General features: G+C 66.3%; 18 protein-coding genes, 1 tRNA gene and 1 pseudogene. 12 read left to right on the forward strand and 8 right to left on the reverse strand.

Features of this window, described 5'->3' with window-relative positions; all coding sequences use genetic code 11:
* Window positions 1–55 precede the first annotated feature (55 nt).
* Window positions 56–132 (forward strand) — tRNA-Met (locus G6N15_RS14375).
* 95 nt (window positions 133–227) lie between these two features.
* Here G6N15_RS14375 and G6N15_RS14380 read toward each other — a convergent pair.
* Both G6N15_RS14380 and G6N15_RS14385 read right to left on the reverse strand, forming a co-directional pair.
* On the reverse strand, window positions 228–713 hold the full coding sequence (locus G6N15_RS14380; protein ID WP_083086253.1) for a hypothetical protein: 486 nt from the start codon (window positions 711–713) through the stop codon (window positions 228–230).
* Between the two features lie 613 nt (window positions 714–1,326).
* Window positions 1,327–2,949, reverse strand: coding sequence for an LCP family protein (locus G6N15_RS14385; RefSeq protein ID WP_083086248.1), 1,623 nt, complete (start codon window positions 2,947–2,949; stop codon window positions 1,327–1,329).
* Window positions 2,950–3,108: 159 nt separating this feature from the next.
* On the opposite strand from G6N15_RS14385, the gene G6N15_RS14390 reads away from it, so the two are divergent.
* A complete protein-coding gene (locus tag G6N15_RS14390; protein ID WP_232070238.1) occupies window positions 3,109–4,215 on the forward strand; it encodes a glycosyltransferase family 9 protein in 1,107 nt (368 codons plus the stop codon).
* Here G6N15_RS14390 and rfaE2 read toward each other — a convergent pair.
* Window positions 4,212–5,660: a D-glycero-beta-D-manno-heptose 1-phosphate adenylyltransferase gene (rfaE2, locus tag G6N15_RS14395; protein WP_083086243.1), complete on the reverse strand. Its 1,449-nt coding sequence runs from the start codon at window positions 5,658–5,660 to the stop codon at window positions 4,212–4,214. The genes G6N15_RS14390 and rfaE2 overlap by 4 nt on opposite strands.
* Window positions 5,661–5,905: 245 nt before the next feature.
* Between rfaE2 and G6N15_RS14400 the strand changes: the two genes are divergently transcribed.
* The gene (locus G6N15_RS14400) at window positions 5,906–6,877 is read left to right on the forward strand and encodes an alpha/beta fold hydrolase (RefSeq protein ID WP_083086240.1); all 972 of its coding nucleotides are present in this window, start codon (window positions 5,906–5,908) and stop codon (window positions 6,875–6,877) included.
* Here the strand turns inward: G6N15_RS14400 and G6N15_RS14405 are convergent.
* Entirely contained in the window at window positions 6,872–8,212 is a 1,341-nt protein-coding gene (locus G6N15_RS14405; protein WP_083086237.1) for a flavin monoamine oxidase family protein, read from the reverse strand. The genes G6N15_RS14400 and G6N15_RS14405 overlap by 6 nt on opposite strands.
* A gap of 5 nt (window positions 8,213–8,217) precedes the next feature.
* Window positions 8,218–9,192: an NADPH:quinone oxidoreductase family protein gene (locus tag G6N15_RS14410; RefSeq protein ID WP_083086235.1), complete on the reverse strand. Its 975-nt coding sequence runs from the start codon at window positions 9,190–9,192 to the stop codon at window positions 8,218–8,220.
* A gap of 72 nt (window positions 9,193–9,264) precedes the next feature.
* On the opposite strand from G6N15_RS14410, the gene G6N15_RS14415 reads away from it, so the two are divergent.
* Window positions 9,265–10,737, forward strand: a complete 1,473-nt coding sequence (locus tag G6N15_RS14415) for a flavin-containing monooxygenase (RefSeq protein ID WP_083086232.1) — start codon at window positions 9,265–9,267, stop codon at window positions 10,735–10,737.
* Window positions 10,738–10,768: 31 nt separating this feature from the next.
* On the opposite strand, the gene G6N15_RS14420 is transcribed toward G6N15_RS14415, so the two are convergent.
* Together G6N15_RS14420 and G6N15_RS14425 are read right to left on the reverse strand one after the other, a co-directional pair.
* Window positions 10,769–11,884: a hypothetical protein gene (locus tag G6N15_RS14420; protein WP_083086230.1), complete on the reverse strand. Its 1,116-nt coding sequence runs from the start codon at window positions 11,882–11,884 to the stop codon at window positions 10,769–10,771.
* The gene (locus tag G6N15_RS14425) at window positions 11,884–13,011 is read right to left on the reverse strand and encodes a phosphotransferase family protein (RefSeq protein WP_083086228.1); all 1,128 of its coding nucleotides are present in this window, start codon (window positions 13,009–13,011) and stop codon (window positions 11,884–11,886) included. Before G6N15_RS14425 ends, G6N15_RS14420 begins: the two co-directional genes overlap by 1 nt.
* 44 nt (window positions 13,012–13,055) lie before the next feature.
* Here G6N15_RS14425 and G6N15_RS14430 point away from each other — a divergent pair, with 44 nt between their 5' ends.
* Together G6N15_RS14430 and G6N15_RS14435 are read left to right on the forward strand one after the other, a co-directional pair.
* Window positions 13,056–13,670 (forward strand): TetR/AcrR family transcriptional regulator, encoded by a 615-nt coding sequence (locus G6N15_RS14430; RefSeq protein WP_083086225.1) that lies wholly within the window; start codon window positions 13,056–13,058, stop codon window positions 13,668–13,670.
* 26 nt (window positions 13,671–13,696) lie between these two features.
* Window positions 13,697–14,551: an SDR family NAD(P)-dependent oxidoreductase gene (locus tag G6N15_RS14435; RefSeq protein WP_232070469.1), complete on the forward strand. Its 855-nt coding sequence runs from the start codon at window positions 13,697–13,699 to the stop codon at window positions 14,549–14,551.
* 51 nt (window positions 14,552–14,602) lie between these two features.
* Here G6N15_RS14435 and G6N15_RS14440 read toward each other — a convergent pair.
* A pseudogene (locus tag G6N15_RS14440) lies at window positions 14,603–15,971 on the reverse strand (13E12 repeat family protein); the annotation flags it as partial.
* 203 nt (window positions 15,972–16,174) lie between these two features.
* Between G6N15_RS14440 and G6N15_RS14445 the strand changes: the two are divergent.
* The 6 genes from G6N15_RS14445 (at window position 16,175) to G6N15_RS14470 (ending at window position 20,833) form a co-directional block, all read left to right on the forward strand.
* Window positions 16,175–16,633 carry an SRPBCC family protein gene (locus G6N15_RS14445; RefSeq protein ID WP_083086224.1) on the forward strand — a complete coding sequence of 153 codons (459 nt, stop codon included), beginning with the start codon at window positions 16,175–16,177 and terminating at the stop codon, window positions 16,631–16,633.
* A 125-nt stretch (window positions 16,634–16,758) separates the two neighbouring features.
* Entirely contained in the window at window positions 16,759–17,688 is a 930-nt protein-coding gene (locus tag G6N15_RS14450) for a DUF4129 domain-containing protein (RefSeq protein WP_083086223.1), read from the forward strand.
* Window positions 17,685–18,170: a hypothetical protein gene (locus tag G6N15_RS14455; protein WP_083086222.1), complete on the forward strand. Its 486-nt coding sequence runs from the start codon at window positions 17,685–17,687 to the stop codon at window positions 18,168–18,170. Before G6N15_RS14450 ends, G6N15_RS14455 begins: the two co-directional genes overlap by 4 nt.
* A gap of 8 nt (window positions 18,171–18,178) precedes the next feature.
* The gene (locus G6N15_RS14460) at window positions 18,179–19,147 is read left to right on the forward strand and encodes an AAA family ATPase (protein WP_139797745.1); all 969 of its coding nucleotides are present in this window, start codon (window positions 18,179–18,181) and stop codon (window positions 19,145–19,147) included.
* Window positions 19,144–20,400, forward strand: coding sequence for a DUF58 domain-containing protein (locus tag G6N15_RS14465; RefSeq protein ID WP_083086220.1), 1,257 nt, complete (start codon window positions 19,144–19,146; stop codon window positions 20,398–20,400). Before G6N15_RS14460 ends, G6N15_RS14465 begins: the two co-directional genes overlap by 4 nt.
* A 1-nt stretch (window position 20,401) precedes the next feature.
* Window positions 20,402–20,833 (forward strand): hypothetical protein, encoded by a 432-nt coding sequence (locus G6N15_RS14470; RefSeq protein ID WP_083086219.1) that lies wholly within the window; start codon window positions 20,402–20,404, stop codon window positions 20,831–20,833.
* Window positions 20,834–20,935: the final 102 nt, after the last annotated feature.

The following is a 20,935-nucleotide window of genomic DNA, read 5'->3' on the forward strand; positions in this document are numbered from 1 at the left end:
TAGCGCGATGGATTTGGCCGCCGTGGCGGGTCTTCGGTAACCTTGCATTTACCGACGCGGGGTGGAGCAGCTCGGTAGCTCGCTGGGCTCATAACCCAGAGGTCGCAGGTTCAAATCCTGTCCCCGCTACCAAACGAAACAGCCCTCGGAGAACGCTCCGAGGGCTGTTTTCATGCCCTTCGGAGCACTCTGCCCGCCAGACCTGGCAGATCAGGCGGCCGGGGGTGTCAGTGCCACATGAGTACCGGGCCAGCCGGCTGCGTACCATGCACACTCGTCTGCTGGCGACTGGCCGCGGACTGAGCGATGTGGCGGCGCTGGCGGCGAAGATCGCGCATGATCCGGCGGTTGAGGACCCGGTCGTCGCGCTTGGTCAGTGAGCGGCTGCGCTGAACCAAACGGTCCAGCTGCTGCCAGCTGAGCCCGTCGAGGTCGCCGTCTGAGTCATGGGTGGCGACAACCACTCCGCCGCGGAGCAGCGGCACTGTTTTGGCCGTGAACCTGGTTGTCGCCAAGAGCAATTCAGTAGCACTACGGTTGGGCCGACGTTGGCACCGCTGGGTCGAGGGGGTGAACCAGAAGTCGAATTGTCCGTCGGTGCTGGTCAGACTTTCAAGGCCACAGTCGTTAACGAGATCAGCTATGTCGGCCTTGCTGAACGCACGGGTCTCAAAGGCGAGGCCCGTGGGGCTGAAGTACAGGACAGTATTCATATGGATGTTCCATTCCGCTCTTTCTTTGTTGTTGTGGAGGGCCGGCCAGGCCGACCCTGTTACTGGAGTTACCCATGCGACAGTTGGGACAAACATGCATAACAAAATTGCTACGCCAGGTTTGGGCGAAGCCCACGCAGGTTCAGACCACGCCTGGCTTGCGAAGGTAGCTGGCGGCACAGCGACGGCGACTACAACGACCTGCGTTTTCGAGGTGACCAGCCACGCGTTCGAAGACGTCAACTATGTCGCGAAGACAGCCATCAGCAATCTGTAACGACTCAACCGGATAAATGCGTCAATGCCACTGTGCGGCAGGGATCGGCGTTTCCGCCTAACTGCCTCCGTATGTGGGCCCCGGCACGCCGTCGCGGTACGTCGTGCATTGCCCCGATGCACCACCGGTGCAGCATGTCTCGATGAGAACGGGATCGGCACCCCAGTGAGGTTGTACCTGCTCCGACGTGTATTGGCCGCCGGAACTTTTACAGCTGTTCTCAATATCGGTTTGCGCGTGGGCAAGAGGTGCCGCCGAGATCATCACCGCCGCCGCGAGTGTGAAAGTGGCCGCAGGCATCGCGCTCAACACAAGATGTTTCATATTCCTTCAATATCACTTCACGCAGGGAATGTCATCGGCGGTCATCCGTGTCAGGTTGTTAGGCGTCGGTTCTCGTGTGCCGCTGCCGGTGGCGGGCACCGTGCTGACAGGCTCTGCGGAGGTTGTGGTCGGCGATGTGGATGTGTTGTTCGGGTAGTCAGAGCTGCTGAAATCCGTTCCCACGGTCAGTTGCACGGTGTCGGGGGCGACGGTGTCGGAGGCGGTAGCCGTGATGTTCAACTCGTCCGCGAGGTCGGCGGCGGCCGACTTCGCGCCGGGCCCGTAGGCGATCGAGCTTTTCTGCTTGGTGGACGGGGCGGTGCTGACCGACCCGGCCGTGAAAAGCCCTGTGGCTAATGACTTTTCCAGGTCCGCAGCCTGTCCTTCTTTTCCGGAGGCGTTGACGACGTCGAGCTTGACGCCACCCGCCGAGGGCAGCGCGGACGTGCTGTCACTTGTCGAGGCGCCCGCCGGTGGCGAATCGTTGCCCACCAGGTTGTGCACGATGGTGCGAACAGCAGAAACGTCGATGACATTGACGTCTTCACCGTCGGAGGTTTCCGTGAAATCCGTGACGGGAAGCGTGTACAGCGCGACCGGTCGACTTGGGTGCGACGACGCGTTGCGCAGGAATTCCTCAAGGTCGAAGCCCGCGTCGACGGCCACGTTTTGCTTCGCGACTTCGAAGAGTCTGTGCAGCCGCACGGGGTTGGACACCACCCCGCTGCGGCGCAGCGCGCTTACCAGCGAGGCGATGAAGGCCTGCTGGCGGCGCGTCCGATCAAGGTCGGTGAACGCCGCATTGTCGGAGTCGCGGCGTTGCCGCACGAACGCCATCGCCTGCGCCGCACTGATCTGCTGGCGGCCCCGATGAAAGTCCGCTCCGGAGTAGTAACGATCCGAGGTGTCCTGGTTCACGCACACCGTGATGGGTTCGACCACCTTGGCGATCTGAAAGAACCCCACCAGGGTGACCTCGATGAAGTGGTCGATCGGGACCTGCAGTAGACGCCTGACCGTGCTGATCTCGGCTTTGCGGCCCGCCTCACGCGCGGCTTGTTCTTTCATCGCGGGATCTTGCCTGTGCGCGCCGGGGGCGCCGGAGTGTGCGTTGGCCGAGCCATCCATGACGGCCTCGTAGGCCAGCCGGTAGGCCTCCTTGACCTTGCCCCGGCAGTCCGACCCTGAGCAGCCAGCCAGGTCGACATAGTCGTCGCGCGGGATGGAGATCGCCGTCGCCGGAGCGTCTCCGGCCGGCAAATGCAACAGGATCAGCGCATCGGTGTCGTTCTCGCCGGTATCTTCATCGCCTGCATGCAGCGCGTCGTAGATGTCTGGCGGCAAGGGTTGGCCTCGCTGGTCTCGTCGGCTATCCAGCCCCATGATCAGGATGTTTTGCTCGCTCCCCGTCGATTCCGGTGCACCGGCCAGTGCGTCGGACGTGGTGATGCCAGCTGATGCGGTGCGATAGGCGCTCCACGCGATACCCGTCACGACGATCACCACAGTCGACGTCAGCGCAGCGAGCACCCTGGCACCGACCACGACGGAGTGGCTGCGGTACCGACGATGCTGCGTCCCGGACGCCCGTGAACGAGCTTTTGCATCGCCTTGGGCGTCCGCCCGATGTGTCATGACGAAACGCAGAATAGCCAGGTCGGCTCTCTTGTAACCGCCGTTTGCCGAGGTCGGCGCCATGCTGGGAAGAGGCCCGCCGTGTCATCGAGTTTGCTGAGCGATGCGGGTCGGGTAACCGCCCCACATCAATCGCAGTCGGAGTGGAAGAGGGCGAGCGTGCCGGTGCCGACGGTGGCGGTGGGGGCCATCGAACAGCGCTGGCCTGATGTTCGGCGGATCGCTGTCCTGCGCGGCGGCGGGCTGGGCGATCTGCTGATGGCCGTGCCCGCGATGGAGGCGCTGGGGGCTGCCTATCCCGACGCCGAGCTGGTGCTGCTGTGTGCGCCGCCGCATACCGCACTGCTGACCACCCGGCCGTCGCCGGTGAGCCGGGCGCTGCCCCTGCCGCAGGTCCCTGGCATCTACGACCCCGCCAACGACGGCGGCTACCCGCCGGAGCAGGACAGGTTCTGGGACTGGATGCGACGCCACCCGATCGACTTGGGTGTCCAACTACACGGCGGCGGCGCATCGTCGAATCCTTTTGTCAAAAGCCTGCGCCCGAAATGGACGGTCGGAGCGCGTGCTGACGACGCCGAGCCACTCACCCGATGGATTCCGTACCGGCTCTATCAGCACGAGGTATTGCGCTGGCTGGAAGTCGCCGGGCTGGCCGGGGCGCCACCTGTCACGCTGGAACCGTCGATCGCGGTTACCGACGCCGACCGGCAGCGCGCCGAACAGGTCATGCCGTCGTCTTCCGGTCCGGTGGTGGCCGTTCACGCAGGCGCTCGTGATGCTCGACGCCGTTGGCCGGCAAAGCATTTCGCGACGGTAGTGAGCCAATGCGTGAACGACGGCGCCCGAGTGGTCATCGTCGGCACACCGCACGAGCAGGAGCTGATGCGCGAGATCGCCGAGCGAGCGCGCGCAACGGTGCCTTGCGCGGACGCCGATGCGGTTGTCACGCTGAGCGACCTGGACCTTTCGGCGCTGTGCGGAGTATTGGCCCGCTGCGACGTGCTGGTGGGCAACGACAGCGGAGTTCGTCACTTGGCCAAGGCTGTCGGCACAGCAACAGTGGGAATCTTCTGGCTGCCCAACGTCTTTCATTACGCGCCGTTGGGACGCTCGCGAGATCGGGTGTTGATGTCGTGGACCAGCCGCTGCACCGTGTGCGACCGAGACTGTGTGTCTGCTGCCCCGTGCAGTCACGATTCTTCGTTCGTGTCCGACATTTCACCCGATGCGGTGATGAAGGAGCTGCGCGACTTGTTGGTTTAGCAGTCGGCCGACGCCCGGATCCGCGCAATCGTCTCGGTGGTCGAATGATTGGCGACGTAACCCAATGTGCGAACCTCGCCGCCGTAGGCGCGCACTACTGGTGCCTCAGGCAGCATTTCGGCGGTGTAGTCGCCGCCCTTGACGTAGATGTCGGGCCGCAGCCGCTGGATCAGCGACGCCGGTGTGGCGTCGTCGAACACCGTCACGTAGTCCACACAACTCAACTCGCCGAGCACCGCCGCCCGGTCGATCTCGTTGTTGATCGGTCGCATCCAGCCCTTGAGTCGGCGCACGCTCTCGTCGCTGTTGATTGCCACGATCAGCACGTCGCCGGCCTGCCTGGCTTGCTTGAGATAGGCGACGTGGCCGCGGTGCAGCACGTCAAAGCAGCCATTGGTAAACACAATTCGGTCCCCTGCACTCCGGTGGCGAAGGACCCTGCGCGCCAACTCATCCGACGAAATAGGCGCACCGCTTTCGGCGACCATCCGTTCGTCGAGCTCGGCTTTGGTACACACCGACGTGCCCGGTTGCGTGGTGACGATGTCGGCGGCGCGCTGGCCGTAGTCGGTGGCGTGCTCCGCCGACATCCCTTGCAGCAGGCCGAGCGTCATGGCCGCGGCGAAAGTGTCGCCCGCGCCGGCGCAGTTCTCTTCCGGCGCACGTCGGGCGGAGGTGCGGTACGGGGGGCGATCGCCGTCGAGCAACACGACGCCCTCGCTGTCGAGGGTGACGACGACTGTGCCCGCCCCGGTCGCGTCCGCCAGCTGGCCACGGTGCGCGACGACGAAGTCGGCCCGCGACTGACCGTCCGCTTTCGCGTCGGGCAACAGGGCCATCGACTCCGCGGCGCTCGGCGTCGCCACATCGGGCCGCACCGACCGCCACGCGCCCAGCCGGTGGCCGTCGACGACCAGCAGCGGCAGGCGGTCGCGGATCGCATCGATTGCGGCGAAAACCTGGGAATGCGCGACGTCGCTGCGATAGTCGCAGATCACCAGCGCGTCCGCGGCCTCCAGCGCGGCAGTGAGCCCATTGGCCAAGGCTTCCCCAGCCGCTGCCAACGGCGGATCGCCTTGGTCGAAGCGCAGCAGCACGCGATTGGCGGCGACGACGCGGCTTTTGCTTGGCGTCGTGCGCCCGGCCGCGGTCACCGCATGCTCCGTGCCGACACCGTGGCGGTGCAGTTCGCGCCACAATGAGACGCCCACATCGTCATCGCCGATGAGCGTCACGATCTCGGTCTGGGCGCCCAGCGCGGCCAGGTTGGCCGCGGTGTTGGCTGCCGCGCCCGGACGGACACGGGATTGTTCGACGTCCACGACTGGGGCCGGTCCTTCGCGGGACAGTCGCCGACACGTCCCGGACAGCCACACGTCGAGCACGCTGTCCCCAAGGACCACCACGTGCGGCGGCGAGATCGGTGAATTGCGTGGGTGCCGCATCACATACCTCCGGCGTCTGTCGAGGCCGGTCAGCGGGCTCGGGCCCGGCGCGTCACCCGGTGTGGGTTTCCGCCACACCGCTGGGCAAAACGCATCCCTTGCCGCGGCGCGGTGTTTGGCAGCCGGTTGTTGCGGGAAGTTTCGCGTCGGCGGGTCGTTTGGTGATCTAACACCTGTCACAGCGTTACCCGGCTAAACTTCCGGCACGAGGTGCGGCAACGTCGCCGCATCCGAGGAGAGCGGCGATGAGTACTCGGCGATCGGCTCGGGGCAGCACACCCGGTGCGCTGCCTGAGGTCTTGCCGCCCAGCCGCACCGTGAACGTCCGTGCCGCCGACGGGACCCGGTTGCACACCCAGGTGTTCGGACCGCCGGACGGCTATCCGATCGTGCTGGCGCACGGCATCACCTGCGCGATCCGGGTGTGGGGATACCAGATCGCCGACCTGGCCGCCGACTACCGGGTGATCGCCTTCGACCATCGCGGCCACGGACGCAGCGGGGCCCCTCCGCGTGGCGGTTACAGCCTCAGCCACCTCGCCTCTGACGTCGAGGCGGTGCTGCAGGCCACGCTGGCGCCGGGGGAGCGTGCCGTGCTCGCCGGGCATTCGATGGGCGGTATCGCGATCGCCGCTTGGTCCGACCTCTACCGCCACAAGGTCGAGCACCGCGCCGACGCAGTTGCGTTGATCAACACCACGACCGGGGATCTGGTGCGCAAGGTGAACCTGGTTCCGTTCCCGCGACAGCTTGCGGCGGCGCGTGTGCTGGCCGGCCGCCGCCTGATCGCCACGTTCGGTGGTTTTGCGGCGCCCAGTTTGATGAGCGGTCCGATCCGCGACTTCATCGCGATGCTAGCGGTCGGCGCCGACGCCGACCCAGCGGTTGCGGCGCTGATCTACGAGTTGTTCACCGCCACCCCACCGGCAGCCAGAGGCGGCTGCGCCAGGATGCTCGCCGACACGTTGGGACGACGGCACATCAGCCTGACCGGCCTGACCGTCCCGACGCTGGTGATTGGCAGCGAGCGCGACCGGCTGACCCCGATCAGCCAGTCGCGCCGGATCGCAAGCACCGCACCGAATCTCGTCGGCCTCGTCGAACTGCCCGGCGGCCACTGCGCGATGCTCGAGCACCCCGTCGAGGTCAACCGGCAGCTGCGGACCTTGGCCGCGGCGGCCGCAAAAGCCAGCGGGGTACGGCGGATCAGCTCATAGCCGCCCGGCTACCTCGGCGGCTGCCCGCTGCCCGGAGCGCACGGCGCCGTCGAGAAACCCCGTCCACTCGTCGGCGGTCTCCGTGCCGGCCCAGTGGATACGCCCGACCGGGCGGCGTAACCACGCCCCGTAGCGAGTCCACGAACCCGGCGGCACCGCCGCAGTCGGCCCACCTGCCGCGAAATCCTCAGCGCCCCAACGATGATCGACGTAGTCAAGCGGCTCCAGCGCGGCATCGCCGAACAGCGCGGCGAACCCGGCCAGCGCGCGTCGGCGGCGCTCGTCGGCCGGCAACGGATCAAAGGTGCGGGCATCGGCGAAGCCCAACAGGATGCCCGGCCCACCGGGCTGCGGGCTGACGTCGAAGGTGATGAACACCGGGCCTTCGTCGGAGAGGGCTTGCCCGGAGCAGCCGTCGGCCCGCCAAAACGGTGTCGGGTAGGCGGCGTAGGCCTTGCTCAGCCGCCCTTGCGGCCAAGAGGTCGCCAGTTGCTGGTATTCGATGGGCAGCGAAGGAGTGAACTCGATCGTCGCCCGATGAGCGGGCGGAATCGCGAAGATGGCGAATTGCGCTGCAGCTTGGCCCTTTTCGCATGTGACCGTCACACTCGCATCGTTTTGGTCGATGCGGCGGACCGGGGCGCCCACCACGACGCGCTCGCCGAGTTCGGCGGCCGCCTTGTCGGCGATCTGCTGGGTGCCGCCCGGGAAGCGGTCCTGCTGGGCGCCGGCTTCGACGTCGAGCAGCCGGTCCAGCCCACCCGCAGCCCGGACGTAGCGGGCCGCGTGCAGCATGGACACCTCGTCGGGTTCGCAACCCCAGGTGACCCGGGACATGATGGCCAGCAAGTCACGTGCGGTGGTGCCGGCGCGCACCGAACGAAGCCAGCCGCCCAGCGACTGGGCGTCCAGCTGCGCCGCATGCTGGGCGGTCCACGGCTCGCCCAGCGGCACCGTGCGTGCCAGCCGTTCGAATTGCCAACGCACACGGCCGATGTCGACAAGTCCGGGCAGCGAGAGCTTCGGGATGGTGCCGTGATACGACCGGACCCGCCCGCGCCACCGGATCCGGTTGGCGCCGTCGTGGTAAGTGGGCACGGTCGGAATTCCGAGCTCAGCGGCCAGCGCCAGCACCGTGTCCTGGGTCGGGCCGACGAAGGTGCCACCCAGGTCGACGGGTACGCCCGCGACGGTCCCGGTGTGCGAGCGTCCGCCCACCCGATCGCGGCCCTCGAGCACCAGCACGTCGAGACCGCGACGCGTCAGCTCACGGGCCGCGGCGAGGCCGGCGAAACCAGCGCCGACCACCACGACGTCTGCATTCCACTGCGACATGTCCGCTAGTCGCGCATTCTGAGCACGACCTTGCCCCTGGCGCTGCGGTTTTCCAGCGCCGCGATCGCGTCAGCGGCTCGCTGCAGCGAGTAGACCTCCGGCTGCGGCGGCGCAATCGTGCCCGCCGCCAGCAGCGGCTGCAGCTGCGACCACTGGTGCGCGAGATAACCCGGATGCGACATCGCCCACGCGCCCCAGCCCACGCCGACCGCGTCAAGGTTGTTGAGCAGCAAGCGGTTCACCTTCACCGTCGGAATGTCGCCGCCGGTAAAGCCCACCACCAGCAGCCGGCCTCCCGGGGCCAGCGACCGCAGCGAGTCGGTGAACCGGTCACCGCCGACCGGATCGACCACGATGTCGACTCCGCTTCCAGCGGTCATGTCTCGCACCGCCTCTTTGAACCCGTCGGCCAGCACCACGTCAGTGGCCCCGGCCGCTCGGGCGATATCGGCCTTGTCCTGCGTGCTGACCACCGCGATGGTCCGCGCCGCGCCCAGTGCGGGCGCCAGCCGCAGCGCCGACGTGCCGATGCCACCGGCCGCGCCGTGCACCAACACCGTCTCGCCGTCGCTGAGCCGGCCTCGCTGGGTCAGCGCGAAGTGCACGGTGAGGTCGTTGAACAGCAGCCCGGCGCCGGCTTCGAACGACACCGTGTCCGGCAGCGGGAACACCTGCTCGGGCGGCAATGCGATGACCTGCGCCATGCCGCCGCTGAGCATGGTCAGCGCCGCCGCCCGATCACCCGCGCTGACCTGCGCTCCCGCGGGTGCGCTGCGCACGACGCCGGCCGCCTCGGCGCCGGGCACGAACGGCAGCTCCGGCTTGTGCTGGTAGAGCCCGCGGGTCAGGAGCGCGTCGGGAAACGCGACACCTGCCGCGTACACGTCGACGACGACCGCGCCGTCGCCGGCCGGCTCGTCGAGCTCGACTACCCGCACCGCCTCGGGGCCGTCGAGCCGGGAAACCTGTACTGCACGCATCGCCACCTCTTCCTGTCGAATGTGAACTTAGTCTGGTAGGTACAGACACCACTCGGGCGAGGGAGTTTCTCGATGACCGACGAGCCGTTCTTCGACGTAGTGATCATCGGTGCCGGGATCTCCGGGATTGGCGCCGCCTACCGAATCCGGGAGCGCAACCCACAGCTTCGGTTCGTGATTCTGGAGCGACGGGAGCGTCTCGGCGGGACGTGGGACCTGTTCCGCTATCCGGGGGTGCGGTCCGACAGTGACATCTACACACTGTGCTTCCCGTGGGAGCCGTGGACCCGCCCGGAGATGATCGTCGACGGTGAGCACATTTGGCAGTACCTGGACGAGACCGCCCGCAAGCATCACATCGACGAGCACATCCGCTTTAACACCTACGTGCGCTCCGCCGACTGGGATTCGAGTACCGACACCTGGGCGATCCGGACCGAACAGGACGGTGTCGAGACGACGTACCGCGGCCGGTTCGTGTTCTTCGCCACCGGCTACTACGACTACGACAACCCCTACACGCCAACATTTCCCGGCATCGAGGAGTTCACCGGCGAGGTGGTGCATCCGCAGCACTGGCCGGAGTCACTGGACTGCACCGGCAAGCGCTGCGTGGTGATCGGCAGCGGCGCCACCGCAGTCAGCCTGATTCCCGCGCTGTGCGAGCAGGCTGCTCACGTGACGATGCTGCAACGCACGCCGTCGTACATGATCTCCGCGCCCAAGGTGGAGCCGACGGCCGTCGCGATGCGAAAGTGGTTGCCACTGAGGGTTGCTCACTGGCTTGTGCGCTGGCGCAACGCGCTTGTCGCCGTGCTGCTGTGGGAGGTGTCGCGCCGCGCCCCGGAGGTCATGAAGCGACACCTTCGCCGCATTGCCGAGCGCAACCTCCCCGAGGGCTACGACATCGACACCCATTTCCGGCCGCCGTACAACCCGTGGGACCAGCGGATGTGCTTCCTGGTGGGCGCCGATTTGTACAAGTTGATCAGCGATGGTGCGGTCGACGTCGTCACCGACCACATCGACCACATGGACGCCACCGGCATCGTGCTGAAGTCCGTTCGGCACCTCGACGCGGATGTGATCATCACCGCGACGGGGCTGCAGCTGCAGGCGCTGGGCGGGATCACGCTGAGCCTCGACGGCGAAAAGATTAACCCCCACGACCGCTTCGTCTACAAGCGACACATGTTGGAGGACGTGCCCAACGCAGCCTGGTGTGTGGGCTACGTCAACGCATCCTGGACGTTAGGCGCCGACATGACTGCACAATCAGTGGCAAAGTTGTTGGAGTACATGAACTCTCACGGCTACACCCGCGCCTATCCGCACCTCGGCGACGCCGACATGCCCGAGCAGCCGACGTTGAACTTGCAGTCCGGTTACGTGCTGCGTGCTTTGGATGTGCTGCCGAAGTCGGGCACTCGCCGGCCGTGGGTGGTCAGCCACGACTTCCTGCGCGACGTGCTCGACTACCGGCTGCGCCCGGTCGACGACGACCACATGGTCTTCGGCCGCGCGGCGGCCGAGGAAGCCGCTTGAGTCAGATTGGCCGGCTCGCCCCCTTGCCGCGCTACGGCGCGACCGTCAGCCAGTCTTTGAAGCCCGACGGGTCGTGGCGGCCCAGAACCCCGTGCTCGTAAAGCCCCCAGCCCTCGACCGGTTCGCCGTCACCGTCGCGGCACAGCGCGCGACCCACATGGTCGATCACCCCGAATCCTGACCGCCCAATGATCGCCGGGTCGGTCATGTCGTAGGTGAGCCGCTCGGTGAACTTCTCGCCTTTCCACATGCCGTGCAGCCAATCCGAATCCCCGCCGTAGCCGCCACCGACGTGGATCGGCACCGGCAGTTTGGATTCGACGTCGAAGCGCACCGGTGTGCCGTCGGGGGTGCTTGCCTCGATCGTCGCCCCGGTCGGAGTCCGCGTGCCGGACCGGTACCGTGTGCTGACCCGAGGCCACCCGAGCTGTTCGACGCGGCCGTCGCGCCAGATCCGCGTGCAGTCATTGAGCGAGCGAAACCCGTTGGGTTCCTCCTGAATTATCAGCACGACGGCGAAGTCGTCGAACGCCATCGGCATGTACAGCCACCACATGCCCTCGAACGGCGGATCGGCCGGCCGGCCCGCCGGTTCCGGCTCGCCGACCGGTCGGATGCCCCACGACCGGTCGCGGCTGCCGATCCACGTCGCGGGGTCGACGGTGATCTCTTCACCGTCCACGGCGATCCGGCCGCTCCAGCTGCCCAGCTGGGCGAAGCGTTGTGCGTCAAGCGTGATCCGGTTACCGGAGCGCAGCACGTGCGGCTGTTCTTGGACCACGTCGAACAGGCCCCGCCAGGTCAGATCGACCGCGATGCCTTCGGTTTCCTCGAGAATCACCCGCAGTTGCCGCAGCGGCTCGATCACCTCGATCCGGTAGCCGCCGACGTGCTGGTTGAGCCGGTCCTGGTCGATGGCGTCGGAGAGGTGTACCGCGGTCTGGGTGTCGCCGCGACGGATCAGCACGAAGGCGTCCTTGACACCGAGGTTCGGGTAGTAGCCGATTCCGGTGATCAGAAAGATGTCGCCGGTGCGGTCGTGGGCGTTGAGGTAGGAGCGGTCGTAGAAGTTGCGGTCGGACGAACCCGGCCACGCGATCGGCTGCGGAAGCTGATGTACCGGGAACTCGTCAAGTGGTCCGAGCATCAATCGTCCTCTCCGATAAGGCGTTTCAGCAGCGAAGCGTGGTAGAACAGCGATTCGACATCGTCGGGCTTCTCGACTTCGCCGAAGTGCACCCGCCGCGCACCGGTGCGCATGAAGACACACGCCCACATCACGCCGGAATACACGTAGAACCAGTGCAGGTCGCCAAGTTCGACTCCGGTGAGCTGCTGATAGGTGGCGCGAACGTCGTCCTCCCGCAACACTTCGGGCAGACCCGGCAGCGTCGCCAAAGCGGCGAGTTCCTGAAACACCATGTGCGCGAAGGTCATCCACGCCACATCCAGCTCACGCGGGCCCAGCGTCACCATCTCCCAGTCCAGCACCGCCACCGGCCGGAAATCGCGATACAGCACGTTGCCGATCCGGGCGTCGCCCCACAGCAGCACGGTCTCGCCCCCCGCCTCGTCGGGCCAGCGCGCCTGCAGCCAATCGAAAGCGCGTTCCAGTAGCGGCGATCGGCCGATGTCGGGGACCGCGAAGTCATACCAGGAGCGCACCCAGTCGAAGTGGCGGCGCAGCGCGGTACCCTCACCGCTGGACAGGAATTCAAACGTCTTGTCTGCGATAGGAATCGAGTGCAGCTTGGCCAACACGGCGACGGTCGAGTCTTGCAGTTCGCGTTGCCGTTCGGCGGGAGCGTCGGCGAACCAGTTGTTGCCAAACGTGTACGGCATGACGTCGGGCGGCACCTGGCCCTCGACGTAGTCCATCACAAAGAAGGGTGTTCCCAGCACATCGCCGGTGGGTTCGAGCCAGCGCGCCGGCGGCACCGGGATGTCGGTGAGCTCGCCGACTTTGCGGATCACCTCGAACTGGTGGTCCAGCCGATACGACGGGAACACCGGCACGTCCGCCGCGGTGGGCGCGACCCGGGCCACCAGCTTCTGGTCGATCGGCTGGCCGTCCTGCTGCCAACGCGCGGTGAAGATGATGGTCTCCGACGACATCCCCGTCGCATCGACACCGCTCTCCACGGTGACGTCCGGCGTCACGCCGCCGGGCAGTACGGTCGACAGCCAGCGCGACAGCACCGCCGGCAGGCTGGCGATGTCGCGGCTGGAGCGTTGGAGTCGGCTGACGTTGTCGATAGCCGGTTCAGTTGGCACAGACGCCTCCTCGACGAGGCAATTACGATACGGTGGGTAGCGTTATGAAAGCAGACCCGTCCACTGTTGACAAGGCCCCCGGCGCCGGACGCCCCCGGGATCCACGTATCGACGCTGCCATATTGGCGGCTACCGCGGAACTGCTTGTGCAAATCGGCTATTCGAACCTCACGCTGGCGGCCGTGGCCGAGCGCGCCGGAACCACCAAGACAGCGCTGTATCGCCGGTGGTCCAGCAAGGCCGAACTGGTGCACGAGGCCGCGTTCCCGGCAGCGCCCACCGCGCTGGCCGCCCCGGCGGGCGATGTGGCCGCTGACGTCCGAGCGATGATTGCGGCCACGCGTGACGTGTTCACCAGCCCGGTGGTGCGTGCCGCGCTGCCCGGGCTGGTCGCCGACATGACCGCCGACGCAGAGCTCAACGCGCGGGTGATGTCGCGCTTCGCCGACCTGTTCGCAGCTGTGCGCCGACGATTGCGTGACGGCGTCGAGCGTGGCGAGGTGCACTCCGACGTCGACCCGGACCGGCTGATCGAGTTGATCGGGGGAGCGACGCTGTTGCGGCTGCTGCTGCGCCCGGACGAAGAACTCGACGACGCGTGGGTGGACCAGACGAGCGCAATCGTCGTCCACGGCGTCACAGTAGGGTCAGTCCGGTGACAGGGTGACTCGACGGGCGCGCCGCGATCATCACCGGCGCTAGCCGCGGACTGGGCCGTGCGATCGCGTTGGCGCTCGCGGCCGAGGGCGCGGCGGTCGCAGTCGTCGGGCGTACCGAGCAGGTATGGGATGGCAGGCTCGCCGGCACCATCGGTGAGACGGTCGCCGACATCGAGGCCGCCGGCGGGCGAGCGGTGCCCGTCCGCGCCGACCTGCTGGACCATGACGACATCGCCCGTCTGGTCGACCAGACCCGAGAAGCTTTGGGCCCCATCACGATTCTGGTCAACAACGCGGCATTCACCGCTCCTGGCCGGCCGCCGAAACCGGGGGAGGAGACGCGCCCCAAACCGATGCGCGCCGCTTCTGACCCAGACAAACCGGACTGGCCGCCGTTCCTTGGCACACCGCTGGGCGCGTATCGGCGGCATTTCGAGATCGCAGTGTTCGCTGCCTACGAGTTGATGCAGTTGGTGTGCCCGGACATGCTCGCCGCCGGCTTCGGCTCGATCATCAACATCACCTCTGTCGCGTCGCGGCTGCCCGGCGACGGGCCGTACGGCGACCGCAGCGGCGGCGTGCTGCCCGGCTACGGTGGATCGAAAGCCGCGCTGGAGCACCTGACCCAATGTGCGGCGTTCGACCTGCAGGACCGCAACATCGCCGTGAATGCACTCTCGCCGTCGAAACCGATCCTCACCCCCGGGCTTGCCTATTACGCCCGCGATTTCGACGAGGTGGCCTCCGCCGACGAATTCGCGCAAGCAGCGGTGCGCCTGGCGCTCGTGGATGCTCAGCAGGTCACCGGGCGGACAACCGGACATCTGCAGGTTCTCGACGGCAGCTTCCGGCCATACCGGCACAGCGTCGCCTCGGGCTGACGGCGCATCGGCGTGTGGCGGCCCAAAGGCTAAGGCGCCCGCCCACTTTTCATCGCCGTCGGGCGGGTCGGGGTCACCCCGCAGAAGTTCTTCGGGGTGGTGGGCATGGTTGATCTCCGGTGGACCGGTGCCGTCGGTCCAGCCCAGTCGGCCACTCTTGGTGACCTGCGTGCGACGCTCGCCGCGGCTTGCCATGCCGTGGTGGCAGCCGCAGCCGAAGTACAGCTTGTCGGCATCGGTCCGACCGCCCCAGTCCGGCGAATGGTGAACTTCGCAGTGATAGCCCGGTTCCAGACAGTTGGGATGAGTGCAGCCGCGGTCGCGCGCATAGCAGATCAGCCGCTGGTCGGCAGTGGCCGATCCGACTTTGCCGTCCCAGGTAAGGCGGACGTCCGGTGTGGTTGTCAAACACCGCAAGGTAGTGAATTGCCTTGGCGGCCATACGGATCAGATCGCGCATCGGCAGCCGAGAACCGCCGCCGGTGCGTGCGGGCGCCGGCATCTGGATCGACGGGTCCGCCACCGCGTGGGCGGCCCGGTCAAGTTCGGCCAGCGTGGTCGTGACGATCACAGTGACGGGATGGCCGCGGTGCGAGCCGAACTTGCCGGAGCAGATCGCGGCTTCCAGCCCGAGTTTGAGCGCGTCGTGACAGCGCTGGGCGGGGGTCCGATGATCACGCTGCTCCGGATCGGTTTCGCGTCGGTGCCGGCCGGGCCGCACCACCGCTTCGATGGCTTCGAAATAGGCGCGAGTCTGGGGATCGATCAGCCCGCTCAGCTGTGACATCCCATCCGCGCCCTGCGGGCTCAAGCGCAGCCCTCGGCGCCGGGCACGGTCGTGGTCGTCGAAGTGACCGTCCGGATTGAGGTGGTCGGCGATGCGCTGACCTAACCTGGCGACGATGCCGGCGTCGAGTTTGGCTGCATGCTGAACCAGCGTGCGCTCAGCATTTGCCGCATCAGTTGGCGAAACGCAGCTGGGCAGTTCGTCGACCGCTCGGCACACCGCGCGGATGTGGTCCTCGCCGACGGTGCCCGCCTGGATCGCGGCCTCTAACTCGGGAAGCTCCGGCGGCATTGGGGCACCGGTCAGCGAGCGGCGAGGTCGGATCCGCGCCGCGAGCCTGAAGCGGCGGGTGATTTCTTTCGGTGTGATCCGCAGCCGCGCCCACAGCATGTCGCGCACCGCCGGGACCGCGCCGGTCTCGTCTGGCGGGTCGGCGAGCTCGCCGAAGAACCGGTACGTCAGCCCGCGGTTGACGCGATGTTGGGTTTCCAACCGTTCGGCGACGTCGACGCGGAATTTGTTGCCCACCACTGTCGACGACGTGTCACGCAAAACGTCGTGGGCAGCGTCGATGACGCCGAGAGCAGGAGTGATCCGCTCCCGTGCCTGCGCGGCGCTGACCCGTCGACTCATGCCTCGAAGCTATGGAGCGCCGGGGACAAATATCCGGTGGCGGCACGTCGTCAAACAAAAGTTGTGGACAAGCCCGCAATTGTGGATAACCCGGCCGAGCCCGCGCCGTCACAGGAAGACAGAGGAAGAAGTGTCGGTACCGCAAGCTACTATCCACGACTCCCGCGCAAGCGCCCCGTGAAGCCCAGTGCTTGGATCAGGCCATGGCCGATGACGCCGAAGTGCCTCGTGTGGTGAGTGCCAGCCGCGAGATCGCCGCGGCGGCGAAAGAAATTTTCGAGTTGATCGCCGATCCGTCTCAGCAACCTCAGTGGGATGGCAACGACAACCTCGCCGAAGCCCCACCCGGACAGCGTGTCCGACGCCTAGGTGACGTATTCATCATGAAATTGACCCTCGGCAGCGTCCGCGAGAACCACGTTGTGGAGTTCGAGGAGGGCCGGCGCATCGCCTGGCGCCCTGCCGAAAAGGGCCGCCGCCCACCGGGACACCTGTGGCGCTGGGAGCTCGACCCCATCGACACAACCCATACGCGGGTTACTCACACCTACGACTGGACGCAGCTGACCGATCGCAACCGCATTCCCCGCGCCCGCCGCACAGCGCCGGATAAACTGCGGGCGTCGCTGGATCGCCTCGCCGAGATCGCCGAGCGCGGCTAGACGGCAGCCCCACCGCACCGCCCGGCAACTGCCACTATTTGCTGGCAATCCAGACAGCTGACGTGCAAGTATGGGGCAACGCCGATGCCGCAACGGCGTCAGGCAACCGGTTGAGTGGTGTGCCAATGCGTGACAAGGCGACAGGGCGCGCGGTCGCCGTGATCGTGCTCTTGATGGTCGTCGCTGCGTCGTTGCGCGGATACATCCCTGAGCATGGACGCGCGCCCCGTCAGACGAGCAGCCCGCTCAGCATGGTAATCGTGATGGCGCTGCTCACGGTGACCCTGGCGATCATGGTGATCGCCCTGATCACTCGGTTGCAGGAGCCACGCAAAACGGCAACCGGTGCCGGCGCTCTGCCGGACGCGCTCGGTGGTGGCAGGGGACGGCCGAGCTGGCGTGTGGTGCTGGTAGCGCTGGCGGTGCTCGTCGTGTGGCTGGCGATCGTTTGGGCGCTGACGCGTTTGCTCGCCGGCCACGACACCGTTCAGCTTGGCCCTCAACCTCCGCAGCCGTCGAGCACGCCAAAGCCGCCCGCCAACAGCACCATCCCACCGCCGTCGCGGCATGAGGGGGGCCGCGACGTGTTGGGCTACCTCGCAGCGTCGACGGTGACGCTGGTGGTGCTGCTCGCGGCGGCCGCGGCTTTCGGCTTTCGCAGACAACGACGCATCGCTGCGCCGTTCGTCCCGACCGAGAAGCCTCCCAAACCCGCGCCGAAGGCTGCCCAAACTCTCGCGCGCGCAGCAGAACTCGGCCTTGCTGAGATCGGAGATCTCAGCCGCGAACCGCGGGAGGCGATCATCGCCTGCTATGCCGCGATGGAAGGCGAACTTGCGCACTTCCCCGATGCGGTCCCGCAAGCATTCGACACCCCGACGGAGGTGCTGGCCCGAGCCGTCGACCACCACGCGCTGCATGCCGACAACGCCGCTCAGTTGGTAAACCTGTTCGCCGAGGCCCGGTTCAGTCCGCATGTGATGAACGAGAGGCACCGAGAGGTCGCTGTACAGGCGCTGCAGCTGGTGCTGGCAGAGTTGCGGAGCGCCGCATGAAAAAGATTGTGGTGTCGAGTATTTGCATCATCGTAGGGACAGAGCTGCTGGCCTTGGCGTTGCACGACCGACGGCTTGTGCTGTGGACGTCGGGCGCCGCTGCGGCTTTCGCCATCTTCTCTGTCCGCCGGTTCGTAGGCCGCGACATCTCACCCCGACCGGCCGAGCCCAGCGCCGACCTGTTCGGAAACTCGCTACGCAGCTGGTTGACTCGAACCGAGACCATGATTCGCTGGTCGGAATCCACCCGATTGGACTGGGATCGTCATCTTCGCCCCATCCTCGCCCGAAGATTCGAAATCGCCACTGGTCAAAGGCAAGCGAAAGATCGGGCAGCGTTTCAGGCGGCCGGCAGAATGCTTTTCGGCCCGGAACTGTGGGGATGGGTAAATCCGGACAACATCGCGCGTGCCGGGGCTAAGCAGCCCGGGCCGGGTCGTGAGACGCTGGAGGAAATTCTGCAACGCTTGGAGCAGACATGACCGGAGGGTTGGCGGGACCGGCTGCGACCACCACCGCGCACTGCGAGGCGGTGCTCGACGAAATCCAGCGAGTCGTGGTGGGAAAGCGGGCCGCACTCACGCTCATCCTCACCACAGTCCTGGCGCGTGGCCACGTCCTTATCGAAGACCTTCCCGGCCTCGGCAAGACTCTGATCGCCCGATCGTTCGCCTCTGCATTGGGACTGGCCTTCACCCGCGTACAGTTCACACCCGATCTGCTGCCGGCCGACCTTCTCGGCTCGACGATCTACGACATGCAGTCCGGTCGCTTCGAGTTCCGGCCCGGACCGATCTTCACCAATCTTCTGCTCGCCGACGAGATCAACCGAACCCCGCCCAAAACGCAGGCGGCGCTGCTGGAGGCGATGGCCGAGGGCCAGGTCAGTATCGACGGCGAAACCCACAAGCTGCCAACCCCGTTCATCGTCTTGGCCACTGACAATCCGATTGAGTACGAGGGCACCTATCCACTCCCGGAAGCGCAACTGGACCGATTCGCCATCCGGCTGGAACTTCGCTACCTCTCTGAGCACGACGAAGCCTCTATGCTGCGCCGCCGCCTTGAACGCGGGTCGGCCGAGCCGACAGTCAATCAAGTCGTCGACGCCCACGACCTCTTGGCCATGCGTGAATCCGTCGAACAGGTCACCGTGCATGACGACGTCCTGCACTATGTGGTGTCGCTGGCCAACGCCACCCGGCATCACCCGCAGGTTGCCGTCGGCGCTAGCCCACGAGCCGAACTCGATCTGGTACAACTTTCCCGTGCCCGTGCGCTTCTGTTGGGCCGCGACTACGTGATACCGGAAGACGTCAAGGCGCTCGCCGTACCTGCGATGGCACACCGGATTACGCTGCGGCCCGAAATGTGGGTGCGAAAGATCCAAGGCTCCGATGTCATCGAAGAGCTGCTGCGACGGGTGCCGGTACCGCGCGCACGCGGGACGACTGAATGACTGCACCCAATACCTGTGATGTCGAGCTGCGTTGGCGCGCATCTCCTTTGACCATAGCCATTGCCAGTTGTGCGGGCTTTGCACTGGCGGCCGCGGTAGTCGGCTCACGTTGGCAGCTGATCGCCTTCGCTGCGCCGCTGATCGGCGTGCTGTGCTCCATTAGCTGGCAGCCTCGGGTACCCAACGTCAACGCACACGCCCAACCCGGTTCACAGCGATGCTTCGAAGCCGAACAGGTACAGCTCAGTGTGTGGGTCACTGCCGAATCAAATGGCGCCACGGTGTATCTCAGCATTCTAACCATCGATGGCATGCAGCTCGACATTCTGGAAAACGCATCGAGTCAACGGAAATCTGTTGCCGTGTCGGCCAGCCGGTGGGGCAAATACCCGATCCGGGCGCGGGTCGACGTGGTGGCGCGCGGTGGGTTGCTCGCAGGCACAGCAACCGTTGATGTCGCCGAGGTAATCGTCTTCCCAGTCGCACCGCCACAATCGACCTCGATCCCGCAGACCGAGTTGCTTGATCGCCTGGGCACCCACCTTACGCGGCACATCGGCCCGGGCGTCGAGTACGCCGACATTCGCACTTATGTGCCGGGCGACCAGCTGCGCACGATCAACTGGCCGGTAAGCGCCCGCCGCCGCAGACTGCATGTGACCCAACGGTTGACCGACCGGGCCGCAGATGTTGTGGTCCTGATCGACACTTATCCGCAGCCTCCGGGACCGGCAACAGAGGCCACCGAGCGAATCGCGCGAGGCGCGGCTCAGGTCGTGCAAACCGCGCTGCGCAGCGGCGACCGCGCCGGCATCGTCGCACTCGGTGGACGCCAACCGCGCTGGCTCGGCGCCGATATCGGGCAGCGGCAGTTCTATCGTGTCCTCGACACCGTGCTGGCGGCAGGTGATGGATTCGAAACCACCAGCGGAACGTTGGCGCCGCGGGCGGCGATGCCTCCCGGTGCGATCGTCGTCGCGTTTTCGACGATGCTCGACACGGAATTCGCACTGGCGCTGATCGACTTGCGCAAGCGCGGGCACGTCGTGGTCGCCGTCGATGTCTTGCAGGGGGCGCCGTTCCAGGATCTAGATGACCCGCTGGTCGCCCGTTTGTGGGCATTGCAGCGGTCCGCCATGTATCGCGATATGGCCACGATCGGCGTCGACGTGGTGGCCTGGCGGCCGGATCAGACGTTGGATCAATCGATGCGCGCGGTGCCTGACCACCGCCGCCCGGTACGGGCCCGCTGACATGATGATCCGTATCTTCTCGACCGTCTTCGGACTGCTGATGGTGGCGGGCATTGCTGTCGGGTCGCAGGGGCCGGCGTTCGTGGCCGCGATGGCGGCGGTGGCGGCGGTGATGGCAGGCATGGTGTTCCGCCCGGCTGCGACGCTCGCGGTGTTACTCACCGTGGTGGTAGTCGCGTTCACCGAGCCATCCTCCGTAGTTGTCGCTGTGTCCGGGCTGGCAGCTGCCGCCTATCTGGTGCTGCGACACGCGCCCGGGCCAGGCGCCTCAGCGATGACAATGACACCGCCGACAATGATTGCCGCGGTGGGGTTTACGTTCGTCGGGTTGGTCGCGGTATCGTTTCCGCTTCAACTACCGTGGCTGCCCGTGTTGGCGCCGCTGGCCGTATTCGCCATCTATGTGTTGGCGACCCGGCCGTTCGTACGATAACTACGCCGGTTGTTACCGAGACGCGCCTCGAGCGCTTCATTCTGAACAAAAATTAGGTTATAGTCGGCGTGTTTTCGCGGGACTACACGCGAAATGCTTGGA

The sequence above is a fragment of the Mycobacterium noviomagense genome (genome assembly GCF_010731635.1).
Classification (GTDB): domain Bacteria; phylum Actinomycetota; class Actinomycetes; order Mycobacteriales; family Mycobacteriaceae; genus Mycobacterium; species Mycobacterium noviomagense.

Excerpts from the sequence above, each read along its gene's own strand:
- G6N15_RS14380 (WP_083086253.1), bottom strand. The coding sequence starts at position 713 with ATGAATACTGTCCTGTACTTCAGCCCCACGGGCCTCGCCTTTGAGACC.
- G6N15_RS14385 (WP_083086248.1), bottom strand. The coding sequence starts at position 2,949 with ATGACACATCGGGCGGACGCCCAAGGCGATGCAAAAGCTCGTTCACGG.
- rfaE2 (WP_083086243.1), bottom strand. The coding sequence starts at position 5,660 with ATGCGGCACCCACGCAATTCACCGATCTCGCCGCCGCACGTGGTGGTC.
- G6N15_RS14400 (WP_083086240.1), top strand. The coding sequence starts at position 5,906 with ATGAGTACTCGGCGATCGGCTCGGGGCAGCACACCCGGTGCGCTGCCT.
- G6N15_RS14405 (WP_083086237.1), bottom strand. The coding sequence starts at position 8,212 with ATGTCGCAGTGGAATGCAGACGTCGTGGTGGTCGGCGCTGGTTTCGCC.
- G6N15_RS14410 (WP_083086235.1), bottom strand. The coding sequence starts at position 9,192 with ATGCGTGCAGTACAGGTTTCCCGGCTCGACGGCCCCGAGGCGGTGCGG.
- G6N15_RS14415 (WP_083086232.1), top strand. The coding sequence starts at position 9,265 with ATGACCGACGAGCCGTTCTTCGACGTAGTGATCATCGGTGCCGGGATC.
- G6N15_RS14420 (WP_083086230.1), bottom strand. The coding sequence starts at position 11,884 with ATGCTCGGACCACTTGACGAGTTCCCGGTACATCAGCTTCCGCAGCCG.
- G6N15_RS14430 (WP_083086225.1), top strand. The coding sequence starts at position 13,056 with ATGAAAGCAGACCCGTCCACTGTTGACAAGGCCCCCGGCGCCGGACGC.
- G6N15_RS14445 (WP_083086224.1), top strand. The coding sequence starts at position 16,175 with ATGGCCGATGACGCCGAAGTGCCTCGTGTGGTGAGTGCCAGCCGCGAG.
- G6N15_RS14450 (WP_083086223.1), top strand. The coding sequence starts at position 16,759 with ATGCGTGACAAGGCGACAGGGCGCGCGGTCGCCGTGATCGTGCTCTTG.
- G6N15_RS14455 (WP_083086222.1), top strand. The coding sequence starts at position 17,685 with ATGAAAAAGATTGTGGTGTCGAGTATTTGCATCATCGTAGGGACAGAG.
- G6N15_RS14465 (WP_083086220.1), top strand. The coding sequence starts at position 19,144 with ATGACTGCACCCAATACCTGTGATGTCGAGCTGCGTTGGCGCGCATCT.
- G6N15_RS14470 (WP_083086219.1), top strand. The coding sequence starts at position 20,402 with ATGATGATCCGTATCTTCTCGACCGTCTTCGGACTGCTGATGGTGGCG.